This is a genomic window from Brachybacterium sp. EE-P12 (genome assembly GCF_003711805.1).
In the GTDB taxonomy this organism is placed as follows: Bacteria; Actinomycetota; Actinomycetes; order Actinomycetales; family Dermabacteraceae; genus Brachybacterium.
The window spans coordinates 128,670-142,394 of record NZ_QXCP01000001.1; the positions used below are offsets into that span (position 1 = coordinate 128,670).

A 13,725-nucleotide genomic window follows, 5' to 3' on the forward strand; every position below is an offset into this window, starting at 1 on the left:
ACGACCATCCTGACCAGCCACGTGTCCCGGAAGGACCTCGCCATGACCCTCATCGACTACCGCCGCCCCCTCTCCGAGCAGCGCCCCGCCGCCGGCACCTCGACCGACCCGTCGGCCCCCGACCGCAGCACCCCGCGCGGACGCCTCGAGGTCGTCGGCCCTCTGGGGCCCCGCTTCGAGGAGATCCTCACCCCCGAGGCGCTCGACTTCCTCGCCCTACTGCACGACCGCTTCGCGAGCCGACGCACCGAGCTGCTCGCCGCCCGCACCCTGCGCCGGGAGTCCATCGCGGGCGGGGCCATGTTCGACTTCCTCCCCGCCACCCGTGCGATCCGCGAGGACCGCAGCTGGCGCGTCGCCGGCCCCGGGCCCGGCCTCGAGGACCGACGCGTCGAGATCACCGGCCCCACCGATCGGAAGATGACGATCAACGCCCTGAACTCGGGGGCGAGGGTGTGGCTCGCCGACCACGAGGACGCGCTGAGCCCCACCTGGGACGCCGTCATCGACGGGCAGCTGAACCTGCACGACGCGATCCGTCGGCAGATCGACTTCACCGGCGAGAACGGCAAGGAGTACCGCCTGGCCGAGGAGACGGCGACGATCGTGTTCCGGCCCCGCGGCTGGCACCTGCCCGAGCAGCATCTGCGCTGGGTGCGGGCCGACGGCCGCTCGATGCGGGCCTCCGCCTCGCTGGTCGACGCGGGGCTGTACCTCTTCCACAACGCGCGCGAGCTGATCGAGCGCGGCTCCGGCCCCTACCTCTACCTGCCCAAGCTCGAGTCCCATCTCGAGGCGCGGCTGTGGGACGAGGTGTTCGCCACCGCCGAGCGCCGGCTCGGGATCGAGCACGGCACGATCCGCGCGACCGTGCTCATCGAGACCCTTCCCGCGGCCTTCGAGATGGAGGAGATCCTCTACGAGCTGCGCGATCACTGCGCGGGGCTGAACGCGGGGCGCTGGGACTATCTCTTCTCGATCATCAAGATGTTCCGCGACCGGGGCCGACGCCGCGTGCTCCCGGACCGCTCGCAGCTGACGATGACCGTGCCGTTCATGCGGGCGTACACCGAGCTGCTGGTCGCGACCTGCCACCGCCGCGGCGCTCATGCGATCGGCGGGATGAGCGCCTTCATCCCCGACCGCCGGGACCCGGAGGTGACGCGGCAGGCGCTGGTCATGGTCGCCGAGGACAAGCAGCGCGAGGCGAGCGACGGCTTCGACGGCACCTGGGTGGCGCATCCGGACCTGGTGCCCGCCGCGCAGGCCGAGTTCGACGCGGTCCTGGGCGAGCGTCCGCACCAGGTGGACCGGCTGCGCGAGGACGTGCATGTGACCGCCGAGGACCTGCTCGACCTCGAGGTCGAGGGCGGGGCCATCACGGCCCAGGGGATCCGGCAGAACATCCGCGTCTCCCTGCGTTACCTCGATGCCTGGCTGCGCGGCGCGGGCGCCGTCGCGATCGACCACCTCATGGAGGACGCGGCGACCGTGGAGATCTCCCGCTCGCAGCTGTGGCAGTGGATCACCCAGGGGATGCTCACCGACGAGGGCATGCCGGTGACGCGGGAGCGGGTCGAGTACTTTATCGACCGCGCCGTGCTGGAGCTCGACACCGAGCAGGGCAGCCGTATCCCGGAGGCGGCCGAGCTGCTCAAGGAGGCGGTGCTGGGCGAGGAGTTCCCCGCCTTCCTCACCACGGGTGCCTACGAGCGCCACCTGGGGTGAGGCAGGGGCGGCGAGCAGGTCGAGCGACGGTCGGTCGGGCCGGCGCACGGGCGACGTCGGGACGGTCCGGTCGCCCGTGCGCCGACCCGGCGCGCTCAGCGAGCGCCGGCGAGCTCCTCGAGCACCTCGTCGAGGATCTCCGCCGTGTCGCGGAGACGGGCGATCCGTCCCTCGAGCTCGCGGCGATGGGTGCGCAGCGAGCTGATCCCGTCGGCCCCGCCGTCGGACCGACCCAGCAGCGGCGGCAGCAGGGGTGCGATCTCGGTGCTCGTCAACCCGGCGGCGAAGAGTCGCTGGACGAGCAGCACCCGGTCCACCGCCTCGGGGTCGAAGCGGCGGTGACCGGCTCCGGTGCGATCCGGAGAGAGCAGGCCCTGCTCCTCGTAGTAGCGCAGGGACCGGGCGCTCACGCCGGTGCGCGCGGACAGCTCGCCGATGCCGAAGCGTGCGGGAGCCTCGGCGCGCGCAGCAGGGTTCACACGGGTGTCAAGAGCGGTCATGGCGTCACCGTACGGGTCGCATCGGCTCGGATCGTGCAGGTCAGGGGTGTGTCGTCGTGAATGACATCGATGTGATGCCTCACGGGCGTCGCCACGGCGAGCTGCGGGATATCGGCCCCGGGACGGCTGTCGGGGGAGACTGTGCTCATGCTGACCCTCCGGATCGACGGCCGCCGCGTCCACGACATCCCCTCCTTCTACGACGAGATCAATCGTGTGTTCATGACGGGGGTCGACTGGCAGCTGGGACCGAGCCTCGATGCGCTGGACGACATGCTTCGCGGCGGCTACGGCGCGCTGCACGGCGTCGACGGGGCGCGCGTGCTCTGGGAGGAGCATGCTCTCGCCGCTGAGGCGCTCGGCGTCGGGACCACGCGGGAGCAGCTGCTGGCGAAGCTCGAGGACCCCCGGTTCGACACTGCCGCGGCGCGGCGGAAGCTGGAGCGTCTGGAGGCCGACGGCGGGCCGACGTACTTCGAGACCGTGCTCGAGGTGTTCGCCGACCATCCTGCGATCGATCTCGTGCTGGCCTGAGGGCCGGGGAGTCGTCGGTCGGTCGCGTCCGATGTGCCTCACGGGAGGGGCGGACGGAACAGGCCGGGTCGAGAGGAGGGGAGCGGAGCTCTGGTCAACGCCGACGGCGCTCGGAGGTGCCCGGGGACTCAGGCGGCCGCGGCGTCACGGGGTCGGAGCCGCTGGTGCGGACGTCCCCGAGGACGTGCAGGTCGTCGCCCCGGCTGCGTGGCGGGATGATGGTCGCCGGCACGGGGAGGTCGGTGATCCGCAGCCGCAGGCGGTCGAAGGCCCGGTAGATGGTCGAGTGGCTGTCGCTCCGCGGGCCCTGCCCGGTCGCGGGTGGCGGATCTGCTGAGGCCGGCACGACCAGCGGGGTCGAGGGGCGCCCTCCCGGCGATCCGAGAGGTGGTGCGGGCCGTGATCCCGCCGGGTCCCCCGCGAACGCCGCCTCCGCTGACCTGTCACCCTGCGGCGGGACGGAGGTCTCCGGTGGCGCCTGCTGGTGGCGGAGGCTGCGCAGGTAGGTGCCGACCGGGTCGAGGTTGACGCCGCCCCGGTGGGCCTTCTGGCCGTAGCGGGTGGTCCATTCGACGGTGCGGCGCTTCCCACTCCCGTCGCGGACCACCCGGACCGTCTCCCCGGAGCTCTCCTTCTGGTTGTCCCCTCCGCACAGCCCGTTCCCGTTGTCGAGACTCGTCGGCCCGCCCTGAGACCACGGCACGATGTGGTCCATCTGCCGGATCGGCGCGTCGCAGTACGGTGCCCGACAGGTCTGGTGGGCGAGCATGAGGAAGCGCTTCAGCGAGGCGGGGAACGCCCGGGAACGGGCCTCGACCGCCACGAGATCGCCGTCGTCGAGGTCGGCGTAGAGCTGCCGGATCGTCAGCGCGAGATCGGTGTCCTCCTCGCCCTGCTGCACGGCCTGGAGCATCGCCTCGCGCACATGGTCGTAGGGCACGGTCCCGAATCCCTCGATCGTGGCCGCATCGGCATGGGCGGGGGCCAGCAGGGAGCGGTCGGTGATCACGATCCCGATGTCCAGGGTGGTCGGATCGATGCCGTCCCCGCGTCCCACCAGCGCATCGGCGAAGAGATCGGCCATGATCTGCTGATGACCGCGACGGTCGCCCCGCGCGCGGGCGCCCTCGGCTGCGACGGACAGTCCCTTCCGGATCCGTGCCGCATCGATCCCCGGGATCAGCGCCCTGACGGTCGCCATGCCGTGATCGCCGCGGGTGATCGTGACGTGCCGGTCCTGCGTCGCCCGCCGGTGCCGCTCCGCAGCACCCTCGGGATCCAGCGCGTGCAGGATCCGCTCCACATGATCGGCGATCTCCCCGGTGCCGCAGTCCTTCAGGGCGGGCAGCTGAGCGGTCAGCATCTCGTCCACCAGCGCGCGCAGCTCCGGAGGGACCGGCCCCATCATCGAGCCGACCTTGTGCACCGAGCGGGGGCGCAGCGTCCCCTCAGCCAGCGCGGTGAGCATGCCCGGCATGCTCCGGACCAGCCGGCGGCACGTCGCCAGGCTGCGACCGGCCACCGAACGCGACTCCTTGAGCGCCCTCGACGCCTCGGAGCGGGCGACGTGCGCCGCCTGCCGCGGCGTCTCCTCGCGCCGCAGGCAGTCCTCCTTCACCGCCGCCTCCAGGTGCACGAGCGCACGGGCCCGCACGGACTCCAGCGCCTCCTCGATCCCGACGATCCCGGACAGCAGCGCCGTCGTCTCCTCCGCGGACAGCCCGCCCAGCGACCGCGAGCCCGACGCGCCGAGATCGGCCAGGACCGAGCGCACCGCGACGAGGTCCACATCGCCGATGACCAGCTGCTCGCCCTCCACGCGGACCAGCACATCATTCCCCGTGCGACCGGCGGTCGACGCCGCTCCGTCCGACGCGCCGTGCACCGCGGGGCGGCCGTCGTCGGCCCGCCCGTTGTGCTCGCGTCGCTGCGGATCCTGTGCCATGCGCTCAGTATCGCACTGATGCACGATATGTGGAAGAGGGCTGTGGACAGTGTGCACGGAAGGCGTCGCGATGTGGATAACTGTGCTGTGTGGAGGGAAGGTCGGTGCGAAGCGGCACGTTGTAGGCACTCCCGTGAGTCTGAGGGAATACACGCGGAGAAATCATCGGTGTGACATTGGAGGAATCGCCACGAACTCTACTTCGGAAATAGATCGATGGACCGCTTGCAGAGTCGAACAGATATACGAACCAAGCATCATCATTGCTGGCGACGGCAGTGTCGCCGGCCTCAGACCGTGACGTGCGTGGCGATGGAGGAGACGATCACGAGGAACAGGGCGATGCCGCCGAGGATGGCACCCGCGTAGGCGGCCGCCGCGCGGTGCTCGAGCCCCCGGTCGTGTCGGCTGACACCGAGATACCCCAGCACCACGGCGGCCAGGCCTGGCGGCACCGCGAGCACGTCGCCGATCACCGGGATCAGGGCGCAGAGCAGCGCGATCAGTCCGAGGGCGAGGGAGAGGTCGCCGGGGGAGCGCCGCCCGCGTCGGGGCGGACGGGCGTCGTCCATGCAGGCATCGTAGAGGGAGACCTCGGTCAGACCGGGAGCAGTCTCGGGTCGACCTCGCCGCGCAGCCACGCCAGCAGCGCCGCGTTGAACAGGTCCACGTCCTCGATGCTCCAGATGTGGTGCATCCCCGGCGCCACTCGGAGCTCGGCCTGCGGGGCGGCCGCGCCCAGCAGTTCGAGGGAGCGGTGGATCGGCGCCGGGTCGTGCTCCGCCGCGATCGCGAGGATCCTCCCCGACCCGTAGCCGAAGCCCTGCGGCACCCCGCCACCGAACACCTCCCGCGTCAGCGCGGCCATGTTCTCGCGGCGCAGGGTCAGGCCGTGGGCGACGAAAAGCCTCCGCCCCTCCTCGTCGAGCCCGTACATCCTGGCCTGTGCCCGCCAGAACCAGCGGGCGTCCCACAGCGCCAGCTGCAGGCGGGCGAGTGCACGGGTCCGTCGGCTCACCGGGGCGAGGATCGCCCCGGTCGCGAAGGTCGAGAGCACGGCGTCGGGGTGCCGGGCGAGCACGCGCAGCGCTGTGATCGCGCCGAGCGAGAGGCCGACGAGGTGGAACCGCCCGGTGACCCCGAGCCGACGCACCCTCGCGACCACGTCGTCGGCCGCCGCTTCCAGGCCCGGCCACGGTTCCGCGGCGCGGCGCCCGAAGCCGGGCAGATCCAGGGTGAGCGCGGCCCGGTCGCGGAGCACGTCGAGCTGCTCCTGCCACATCCAGCCCGCGGCGGTGCCGCCGTGGAGGAGCACCACCGGGTCCGAGGCCGGCGCGACGGCCGCCGGGTGCAGCTCGCGGTGCTCGGTCGTGTCGGCATGCTCCGTCGTGTCGCCGTGTTCGGTCATGTCAGAGCCCTCTCCGTATCGTCGAGCCAGGTCAGCTCGGTGCGAGCGTGTGCGATCCCGTGCTCGAGCGTGGCGAGGCGAAGCGTGCCGGCCCGGTCGCCCGTGGCGCGGCCGTCTGCGGCCTCTGCGAGCACCTCCGGTCGCAGTCGCTCGTACTCGGCCAGCTGCTCCGTCACCGTCGCACGGCGCTCGGCCAGCAGTGCGTCGAGCTGGTCGTCGTCGAGCTCGCCGGCGAAGAAGAGGCGGGCGAGGAACGGATGCCGCACGGTGCGGTGCTCCGGCGGCGAGACCAGCCACTCGGACAGCGCCGCGCGTCCCGCCTCGGTGATGTGGTGCTCCTGGCGGTCCGGCGCCCCGCGTCCCGGCACGGTCTCGACCTCGGCGAGGCCGCCGGCGACGAGTGTCGCGAGCGTGCGATAGATCTGTGCCTTGTCTGCCCACCAGAAGTGCCGCACCGACGAGTCGAAGTGCCGCTTGAGGTCGTAGCCCGTCATCGGGGCGAGGGCGAGGAGGCCGAGGATGATCCGCGCGAGAGCCATACCTCTAGTAGACCCTGCATCTAGGTGTGATGTCAACTAGCTGCGAGGGCCTCCGCGGTCGCCGTCCCCGTGATCCCCGCGACCGGTCCCTCGTACAGGACCCGCCCGCCGTGGCGCCCGGGGCCCGGCCCCAGGTCGATGAGGTGGTCGGCGCGCCGGACCACCTCGAGGGCATGCTCGATGACCACCACGGTGTGCCCCGCCCCGAGCAGCCGGTCGAGCACTCCCATGAGGGTGTCCGCGTCCTCGAGGTGCAGCCCCGTCGTCGGCTCGTCCAGCACGTACAGGCTCCCGGGCGCCGCGGAGCGCAGCTCGCGGGCGATCTTCACCCGCTGGCTCTCCCCACCCGAGAGCGTCGACAGCGCCTGGCCGAGCCGGAGGTATCCGAGCCCCACCGCCTCGAGCCCCGCCAGCTCCTTGCGCACCGCGGCCGACGGCAGGCGCTCCACGGCCTCGCCGATGGTCAGGGCCTCGACGTCGGCGATGCTGAGCCCGTCCAGCCTCATCTCGAGCACCTCGGGCGCGAAGCCCGTGCCTGCGCAGGACTCGCACTCCGTCTCCTGGCCGTCCATGAACGCGAGATCCGTGCGGAGCACGCCGAGACCCTCGCAGGCCGGGCAGCCGCCGCGCGAGTTCGCGCTGAACATCCCCGCCTCCACGCCATGTCGCGAGGCGAACAGCCTGCGGATCGGGGCGGCGATGCCGGTGTAGGTGATCGGGGTGGAGCGCCGGTTGCCGGCCACGGGACGCTGGTCGACGACCACCGCCTCGTGCTGCGCGACCAGCTCCGCGGCGAGGCTCGACTTCCCGGAGCCCGCCACCCCGGTGAGCACGGTGAGCACACCGAGCGGGATGTCGACATCGAGGTCCTGCAGGGTGTTCCGGCTCGCTCCGCGCACCGGCAGGCTGCCGCGCGGGGTGCGGGGAGTGCGGTCGAGGGGCCGGTGCCGTCGCAGCGCACGCCCGGTCGCGGTGTCGGCGTCGGCCAAGGAGCCCGGCGTGCCCTGGAAGACCAGGCGTCCGCCCTCGGCGCCGGCGCCGGGACCGATCTCGAGCACGTGATCGGCCGCGGCGATCACGGCGGGGTCGTGCTCGACCACCAGCACCGAGTTGCCCTTGTCGCGCAGCTCCTCGAGCAGGTGCAGCATCGCGCCGACGTCCTGGGGGTGCAGCCCGATCGTCGGCTCGTCGATCACGTACAGCATCTGCACGAGGCTCGAGCCGAGGTGCTTGACGGTCTTCAGCCGCTGCGACTCCCCGCCCGAGAGCGAGGTCGTCGCGCGCGCCAGCTGCAGATAGCCGAGCCCGATGTCGCACATCGCCCGCAGCCGGCGCACCAGCGCGTCGCGCACGGGCGCCACCGCCGGCTCGTGGATCCCGGCGATCACCCGGGCCAGCTCGGTGATCTCCAATCGCGACATCTCGCCGATCGTGAGGCCGGCCAGGCGGGCGGTGCGGGCGGGGGCGGCCAGTCGATCGCCCTCGCACTCCGGGCAGGGGGAGGAGCGGGTGAACTCGCGGATGGCGGCGGCCTTGCGTTCGGAGAGCTCGTCCGAGGTGTGCAGGAAGATGCGCTCGAAGCGGTCGACGACCCCCTCGTAGTCGGCGGACGGGCGGACGCCCAGGCGCGCCGCGGCCTCCCCGCCGTGCAGCAGCGCCCGCCGCTCGTCCTCGCTCCACTCCCGCAGCGGGGTATCGGGGTCGAAGCTGCCGATGTCCGCGTACTGGCGATACCAGTAGCCGCCGTTGCCGAAGCCGGGCAGGCGGATCGCGCCGCCGGCGAGCGAGCGATCGAGGTCCAGGAAGCGATCCACCGCGCTGGTGACCACCTCGCCGAGGCCCGAGCAGGTGGGGCACATGCCGCCCGGCAGGTTGAAGGAGAAGCGCCCGGAGTCGCCCACCTGCGGGGTCGAGAGTCGGGAGAACAGCAGCCGCAGCGCGTTCCAGGCCTCGCTCGCCGTGCCCACTGTGGAGCGGGCCGAGCCGCCCAGGCGCTTCTGGTCGATGACGATCACGGGGGAGATGCCGTGGATCTCGTCGACCTCGGGCCGGGACCAGCGCGGCAGGCGGTTCCGTGTGAACGGGGGATAGGTCTCGTTCAGCTGGAAGCCGGCCTCCGCGGCGATCGTGTCGAACACCAGCGAGGACTTCCCGGACCCGGACAGCCCGGTCACGACCACCAGGCGGTCGCGGGGGATGTCGACGTCGAGAGCGCGGAGGTTGTGGGTGCGGGCGCCGCGGAGGCGGATCGTGGGAGTGCTCATGGCGGCGACGGTAGCGAGGGATCCGGTCAGTTCCCGGCCGGATTCCCGGATACGCTCTCGCCATGACGGAGACGACCGGGCGGGCGCTCGAGATGCTCGCCGTGCTGCAGACGGGGCGGGAGCTGACGGGGCCGGAGCTCGCCGCCCGCCTCGGGGTGAGCGAGCGGACCCTGCGTCGGGACGCGGAGCGTCTGCGCAGGCTCGGCTACGGGATCGAGTCCCGGCGCGGTCCCGGCGGCGGGTACCGGCTCACCGCCGGCTCCAGGATGCCGCCGCTGCTGCTCGACGACGACGAGGCGGTCGCGATGCAGGTGGGACTCGCGATGGTGGCGGCGACGGGCGACCGTACGGCAGACGGATCGGACGACGGAGCAGCCGACGGAGCGGCCGACGGAGCGGCCGAGGTGCCGGGCGGCATCGCCGAGGCCGCGGAGCAGGCCCGCGCGAAGCTCGTCCAGCTCCTCCCGCCCCGGCTCCGACCCCGGGCCGGAGCCCTCCACGACGCGCTCGAGGTCGGGGTCCCGTCGGCCCCCGGCATCGGGGCCGACGACCTCTCCGCACTCGCCCAGGCGATCCACGACCACCGCACGGTGCGCATCGAGCACGTGCCCGCGGGACGGGAGCGCACTCGGCGGGAGGTCGAGCCGCACCGGCTCGTCCACCGCTACGCCCGCTGGTACCTGCTGGCCTGGGACCGTGCACGGGAGGATTGGCGGACCTTCCGCGTGGACCGCCTGCAGGCGATCGCTCCGACCGGGGCGCGCTTCACCCCGCGGACCGTGCCGGAGGGGGCGGGCGGCGAGCATCTGCGCGAGGGCGTGCGCCGGGGGCGACAGCGGGTGGAGCTCGAGGTGTCGGCCACGGCCGCGGAGATCGCCGATGCGCTGCCCTACGAGGAGCTCGAGCTCTCGCCGAGGGAGGGAGGACCCACGCGCGTGGTCGCCCATGTGCGCGATGTGGCCTGGGTGCCGCATCTGCTCGCGGTGCTGCCGGGCACGGCGCGGGTGCTCGAACCCGCTGAGGTGCGGGACGCGGTGCTCGCACAGGCGCGCGCCGTGCTCGCGGCGCACGGGGCCGACAGCACGCTCCGGCGTGATGAGCAGGCACGTCAAGGCGAACTGGGCTCGAGTTGCTCCGAGGACGACCAGGAGCCGGGATGAATGCGCCACGACGAGAGGGAGGAGAGGGGCCGGGCCGCTGAGCTCCCTCCCCAGGTCACGATCGGATCTCGGCCTGCTGGGGAGTGGGGACGCTCCCGGGGTCCGGTGCTTCACTCCCGGAATGCTCGACATCATCCGTGCCGATTTCAGCGATCCGACCCTGGTCGAGTTCTTGCGGGCACATCACCGCGACATGGAGCCGACGGCACCGCCCGAGAGCCGTCATGCCCTCGACCTGGACGCGCTCCGTGACCCGGGGGTGCGCACATGGCAGGCGATCGACGGGATGATCACGGTCGGTACCGTCGCTCTCGCGGCGATCGCTGCGGGGCATGAGGAGCTCAAGTCGATGCGCACTGCGCCGGAGCGCCGCGGGCGGGGGATCGCCTCGGCGCTCCTGGATCGCGCCGTGGGCGACGCTCGGGCACGGGGAGTCTCCCGCATCTCGCTGGAGACCGGCACGCATGACTTCTTCGCCCCGGCGCGGACGTTCTATCGTCGCGCGGGGTTCCGGGAGGCGGCGCCCTTCGGGCGCTACGAGCCCGATCCCCACAGCGTGTTCCTCACGCTGACCCTCGATCCGGTCCCCGGGCACGGGCCGACGCCGCGTGCCCCGCGACCTCAGTCCAGCGGGTTCTCCTGCGGAGGCAGCGCCGCGACCAGCGGGTGATCCTTCTCGATCACGCCCGTCTTCGCGGCGCCGCCCGGGGCGCCGAGCTCATCGAAGAACTCGACGTTGGCGTTGTAGTAGGCCGCCCACTCGTCGGGGGTGTCGTCCTCGTAGAAGATCGCCTCGACGGGGCAGACGGGTTCGCACGCCCCGCAGTCCACGCACTCGTCCGGTTGGATGTAGAGCATCCGGCTGCCCTCGTAGATGCAGTCGACGGGGCACTCGTCGACACAGGCGCGGTCCTTGACGTCCACGCAGGGCAGGGCGATCACGTAGGTCATCGAGCGCGGTCCTCCCGGGGCGGTCTCCTCCGCGAGGCCTTCCCACGGAGTCGAGCACGACCGTAAGATCTCAAGCGCACTTGAAGTCAAGGCAGGGGTGAGGGGCAGGATGAACGCGGCGCACGAGCCAGAGGAGCTCATGACCATCGGCGAGATGGGTCGACGCACCGGCGTCGCCGCGAGCGCCCTGCGCTACTACGAGGACCTGGGTCTCATCGCCTCGGTGCGCACCGCCGGGAACCAGCGCCGCTACGCCCGCCACATGCTGCGCCGCGTCTCGCTGGTCTCGGTCGCCAAGCGCCTCGGGATCCCGCTGGCCGACGTCGGCGACGCCTTCGGCGACGTCCCCATGGACCGCACCCCCTCGCACGACGACTGGCAGCGGGCCTCCCGCCGCTGGCGCCGCACCCTCGAGGAGCGTCGGCGGGCGATCGAACGGCTCGAGCACGAGCTCACCGGCTGCATCGGCTGCGGCTGCCTGTCGCTCAAGGCCTGCGCGCTGCTGAACCCCGACGACGCCCTCGCCGCGACCGGCGCCGGCCCCCGCCGGCTCGAGGACGTGCTGGAGGAGGACGACGAGGGGTGACGAGAGGGCCGGGTCGACGCGCCGTCCGCGACGGGTGCGGCAGCCCGGCCGGCTCTGGGGTCGTTCCTCACGCGGGCGTGCCCGCGAGAAGGCCCTCGATGTGGTCCGCGGCCGCCTCGGCCCCGCCGCCCTCGTGCAGGGTGGCTGCGAGAGAACGAGCGGAGGCGGTGCATGACGCCTCGTGCAGCAGCGCGTCGACCGAGGCGCGGATCTGCTCCGCCGGGATGTCGACACGGCTCAGGTGGTGACGCAGCACGACCCCCGCTCCGCGGTCGGCGACGGCCTGCCCGATCAGCAGCTGCTCGACCTGCTGCGGGATCACGACCATCGGCACCCCGAAGTGCAGGGCCTCGAGCACGCTGTTCATGCCGCCGTGGGTGACGAAGACCGAGGCCTGCCGGAGCGCCTCGAGCTGAGGGACGAACCTGCGGACGACGACGTTCGCCGGCGGCGTCCCCAGCTCGGCGGGATCGGTGGCGGAGCCGACGACCAGGAGGACGTTCGCAGGCAGCGGTCCGAGGGCCTCCACGCAGGCGCGGAAGAAGGACGATCCGCCGGTGTGGAGCGTTCCCAGGGAGACCACCACCAGGGGATCCGTCCCCCCGAGGACGTTCTCGAGCTCGGGATCGGACTCCTCGGTGCGTGCCGTGACGTCGAGGGTCGGGCCGACGAAGCGACAGCTCGCGTCCAGACGGGGATCGCTGCCCTGCATCCACTCCGGGATCGGGAAGAGGGTCAGGTCCCCCCGGGTCGGGAGCACCGGGCTGGGCGGCAGCAGCTCCGCGTCGGCGCTCCGGAGCAGGCGTCGCCGAGCGCGGAGGGCGCCAGGCACTGCCGGCGCCGATTCCCGGAGGGCGGCGAGCATCTCGCGGGCCCGCAGCGCACGGAATGCCGAGGACCCCACGAGCATCGTGGTCATCAGGGAGATGGCGGGACGATCCAGGCGGCTCGCCAGCATCCGCCCCCACAGGGCGTTCGAGTCGAACATGACGGCGTCCGGCGGGTCCGCGCGCATCTGCGACTGCAGGTCGGCGAGCAGTGCCGACGTCGCCTCGAGCAGCCGCTGCGCCACCCTGGTCGATCCGCCCTCGGCGGTGGCCTCGGCGATCACCTGCGAGGAGATCGTGTTCCCGGGGTAGACGCGGACGTCGGCGCCCAGGGACTCGGCGAGCGGGCGGAACTGCTCGGTGGCGCAGACGGTGACCCCGATGCCGCGACGGACGAGCTCCTGGACCAGGGGCGCGCCGGGGTTGATGTGGCCCGATGCGGGCATGGCGGTGAAGACGATATGAGTCATGGGAGCCTCTCGGTTGTCCGGGACAGCGTCATGGCGCCTCACGGTATCGCAGGAGATCCCTCCGCTCATGGCGAAGTGTGACCGGACGGTTTGCCCTCAAGCGCGCTTGAGGTTCTAGGGTCGAGGCATTGCTCGCCGGGGCTGCCGACGGGCGTCGACGAAAGGACTGACCATGGCGGAGTACACGCTTCCCGATCTCGACTACGACTACGGCGCGCTGGATCCCTCGATCTCGGGGAAGATCATGGAGCTGCACCACTCCAAGCACCACGCGACCTACGTCAAGGGCGCGAACACGGCGCTGGAGAAGCTGGCCGCGGCGCGGGAGTCCGGGGACTTCGGCACGATCAACCAGTTCTCGAAGGATCTGGCGTTCAATCTGGGCGGTCACACGAACCACTCGATCTTCTGGAAGAACCTCTCGCCGGAGGGCGGCGACAAGCCGACCGGTGAGCTGGCTCAGGCGATCGATGAGTTCTTCGGCTCGTTCGACTCCTTCCGTGCGCACTTCACGGCGGCGGCGCTGGGGATCCAAGGTTCGGGCTGGGCGGTGCTGGCGTTCGAGCCGATCGGCGGGAACCTGGTGATCGAGCAGTTCTACGATCAGCAGAACGGTGTGCCGGTGGCGACGATCCCGCTGTTCCAGCTGGACATGTGGGAGCACGCGTTCTACCTGGACTACCAGAACGTGAAGGCCGATTACGTGAAGGCGATCTGGGACATCGTGAACTGGGCCGATGTGCAGGCCCGTTTCGAGGCGGCGCGTTCGTCCGCGACCGGTCTGGTCGTCCCGCAGGCCTGAGCCTCGTGCCT

The 13,725-nt window shown here is 72.0% G+C and carries 14 protein-coding genes; 6 read left to right on the top strand and 8 right to left on the bottom strand.

Annotated features, from left to right (window positions below; translation table 11 throughout):
- The first annotated feature begins 42 nt into the window (after positions 1-42).
- Complete coding sequence (gene aceB / locus D1648_RS00605) at positions 43-1,728, top strand: malate synthase A (protein WP_122938864.1); 1,686 nt, start codon at positions 43-45, stop codon at positions 1,726-1,728.
- Between the two features lie 95 nt (positions 1,729-1,823).
- Here aceB and D1648_RS00610 read toward each other — a convergent pair whose 3' ends face one another.
- Positions 1,824-2,228 carry a MerR family transcriptional regulator gene (locus tag D1648_RS00610; protein WP_122938865.1) on the bottom strand — a complete coding sequence of 135 codons (405 nt, stop codon included), beginning with the start codon at positions 2,226-2,228 and terminating at the stop codon, positions 1,824-1,826.
- Between the two features lie 147 nt (positions 2,229-2,375).
- On the opposite strand from D1648_RS00610, the gene D1648_RS00615 reads away from it, so the two are divergent.
- Positions 2,376-2,762, top strand: coding sequence for a barstar family protein (locus D1648_RS00615; RefSeq protein WP_122938866.1), 387 nt, complete (start codon positions 2,376-2,378; stop codon positions 2,760-2,762).
- A gap of 94 nt (positions 2,763-2,856) precedes the next feature.
- On the opposite strand, the gene D1648_RS00620 is transcribed toward D1648_RS00615, so the two are convergent.
- The 5 genes from D1648_RS00620 to D1648_RS00640 all read right to left on the bottom strand — a co-directional run bounded on the left by D1648_RS00620 (position 2,857) and on the right by D1648_RS00640 (position 8,918).
- A complete protein-coding gene (locus D1648_RS00620; RefSeq protein WP_122938867.1) occupies positions 2,857-4,707 on the bottom strand; it encodes a DUF222 domain-containing protein in 1,851 nt (616 codons plus the stop codon).
- 290 nt (positions 4,708-4,997) lie between these two features.
- Positions 4,998-5,279, bottom strand: a complete 282-nt coding sequence (locus tag D1648_RS00625; RefSeq protein WP_122938868.1) for a hypothetical protein — start codon at positions 5,277-5,279, stop codon at positions 4,998-5,000.
- Between the two features lie 26 nt (positions 5,280-5,305).
- A complete protein-coding gene (locus D1648_RS00630) occupies positions 5,306-6,115 on the bottom strand; it encodes an alpha/beta fold hydrolase (protein WP_122938869.1) in 810 nt (269 codons plus the stop codon).
- Complete coding sequence (locus tag D1648_RS00635) at positions 6,112-6,654, bottom strand: PadR family transcriptional regulator (RefSeq protein WP_122938870.1); 543 nt, start codon at positions 6,652-6,654, stop codon at positions 6,112-6,114. The genes D1648_RS00630 and D1648_RS00635 overlap by 4 nt, the downstream gene beginning before the upstream one ends.
- Before the next feature lie 32 nt (positions 6,655-6,686).
- On the bottom strand, positions 6,687-8,918 hold the full coding sequence (locus D1648_RS00640) for an ATP-binding cassette domain-containing protein (RefSeq protein WP_122938871.1): 2,232 nt from the start codon (positions 8,916-8,918) through the stop codon (positions 6,687-6,689).
- A 62-nt stretch (positions 8,919-8,980) separates the two neighbouring features.
- On the opposite strand from D1648_RS00640, the gene D1648_RS00645 reads away from it, so the two are divergent.
- Together D1648_RS00645 and D1648_RS00650 are read left to right on the top strand one after the other, a co-directional pair.
- Positions 8,981-10,078: a YafY family protein gene (locus D1648_RS00645; RefSeq protein ID WP_122938872.1), complete on the top strand. Its 1,098-nt coding sequence runs from the start codon at positions 8,981-8,983 to the stop codon at positions 10,076-10,078.
- 121 nt (positions 10,079-10,199) lie between these two features.
- A complete protein-coding gene (locus D1648_RS00650) occupies positions 10,200-10,748 on the top strand; it encodes a GNAT family N-acetyltransferase (protein WP_122938873.1) in 549 nt (182 codons plus the stop codon).
- Here the strand turns inward: D1648_RS00650 and fdxA are convergent.
- Positions 10,700-11,029 (bottom strand): ferredoxin, encoded by a 330-nt coding sequence (fdxA, locus tag D1648_RS00655; protein ID WP_122938874.1) that lies wholly within the window; start codon positions 11,027-11,029, stop codon positions 10,700-10,702. The genes D1648_RS00650 and fdxA overlap by 49 nt on opposite strands.
- 109 nt (positions 11,030-11,138) lie before the next feature.
- On the opposite strand from fdxA, the gene soxR reads away from it, so the two are divergent.
- Positions 11,139-11,615: a redox-sensitive transcriptional activator SoxR gene (gene soxR, locus D1648_RS00660; RefSeq protein WP_122938875.1), complete on the top strand. Its 477-nt coding sequence runs from the start codon at positions 11,139-11,141 to the stop codon at positions 11,613-11,615.
- A gap of 67 nt (positions 11,616-11,682) precedes the next feature.
- Here soxR and D1648_RS00665 read toward each other — a convergent pair whose 3' ends face one another.
- Positions 11,683-12,912 carry a macrolide family glycosyltransferase gene (locus D1648_RS00665; protein ID WP_206424746.1) on the bottom strand — a complete coding sequence of 410 codons (1,230 nt, stop codon included), beginning with the start codon at positions 12,910-12,912 and terminating at the stop codon, positions 11,683-11,685.
- A gap of 172 nt (positions 12,913-13,084) precedes the next feature.
- Here D1648_RS00665 and D1648_RS00670 point away from each other — a divergent pair, with 172 nt between their 5' ends.
- Positions 13,085-13,714, top strand: a complete 630-nt coding sequence (locus tag D1648_RS00670; protein WP_122938876.1) for a superoxide dismutase — start codon at positions 13,085-13,087, stop codon at positions 13,712-13,714.
- Positions 13,715-13,725 lie beyond the last annotated feature (11 nt).

What these genes read in the sequence shown, in the direction of transcription:
- D1648_RS00670 (WP_122938876.1), top strand. Translation starts at nt 13,085, where the DNA reads ATGGCGGAGTACACGCTTCCCGATCTCGACTACGACTACGGCGCGCTG.
- D1648_RS00615 (WP_122938866.1), top strand. Translation starts at nt 2,376, where the DNA reads ATGCTGACCCTCCGGATCGACGGCCGCCGCGTCCACGACATCCCCTCC.
- fdxA (WP_122938874.1), bottom strand. Translation starts at nt 11,029, where the DNA reads ATGACCTACGTGATCGCCCTGCCCTGCGTGGACGTCAAGGACCGCGCC.
- D1648_RS00665 (WP_206424746.1), bottom strand. Translation starts at nt 12,912, where the DNA reads ATGACTCATATCGTCTTCACCGCCATGCCCGCATCGGGCCACATCAAC.
- D1648_RS00625 (WP_122938868.1), bottom strand. Translation starts at nt 5,279, where the DNA reads ATGGACGACGCCCGTCCGCCCCGACGCGGGCGGCGCTCCCCCGGCGAC.
- D1648_RS00635 (WP_122938870.1), bottom strand. Translation starts at nt 6,654, where the DNA reads ATGGCTCTCGCGCGGATCATCCTCGGCCTCCTCGCCCTCGCCCCGATG.
- D1648_RS00620 (WP_122938867.1), bottom strand. Translation starts at nt 4,707, where the DNA reads ATGGCACAGGATCCGCAGCGACGCGAGCACAACGGGCGGGCCGACGAC.
- aceB (WP_122938864.1), top strand. Translation starts at nt 43, where the DNA reads ATGACCCTCATCGACTACCGCCGCCCCCTCTCCGAGCAGCGCCCCGCC.
- D1648_RS00630 (WP_122938869.1), bottom strand. Translation starts at nt 6,115, where the DNA reads ATGACCGAACACGGCGACACGACGGAGCATGCCGACACGACCGAGCAC.
- D1648_RS00645 (WP_122938872.1), top strand. Translation starts at nt 8,981, where the DNA reads ATGACGGAGACGACCGGGCGGGCGCTCGAGATGCTCGCCGTGCTGCAG.
- D1648_RS00650 (WP_122938873.1), top strand. Translation starts at nt 10,200, where the DNA reads ATGCTCGACATCATCCGTGCCGATTTCAGCGATCCGACCCTGGTCGAG.
- soxR (WP_122938875.1), top strand. Translation starts at nt 11,139, where the DNA reads ATGAACGCGGCGCACGAGCCAGAGGAGCTCATGACCATCGGCGAGATG.
- D1648_RS00640 (WP_122938871.1), bottom strand. Translation starts at nt 8,918, where the DNA reads ATGAGCACTCCCACGATCCGCCTCCGCGGCGCCCGCACCCACAACCTC.
- D1648_RS00610 (WP_122938865.1), bottom strand. Translation starts at nt 2,228, where the DNA reads ATGACCGCTCTTGACACCCGTGTGAACCCTGCTGCGCGCGCCGAGGCT.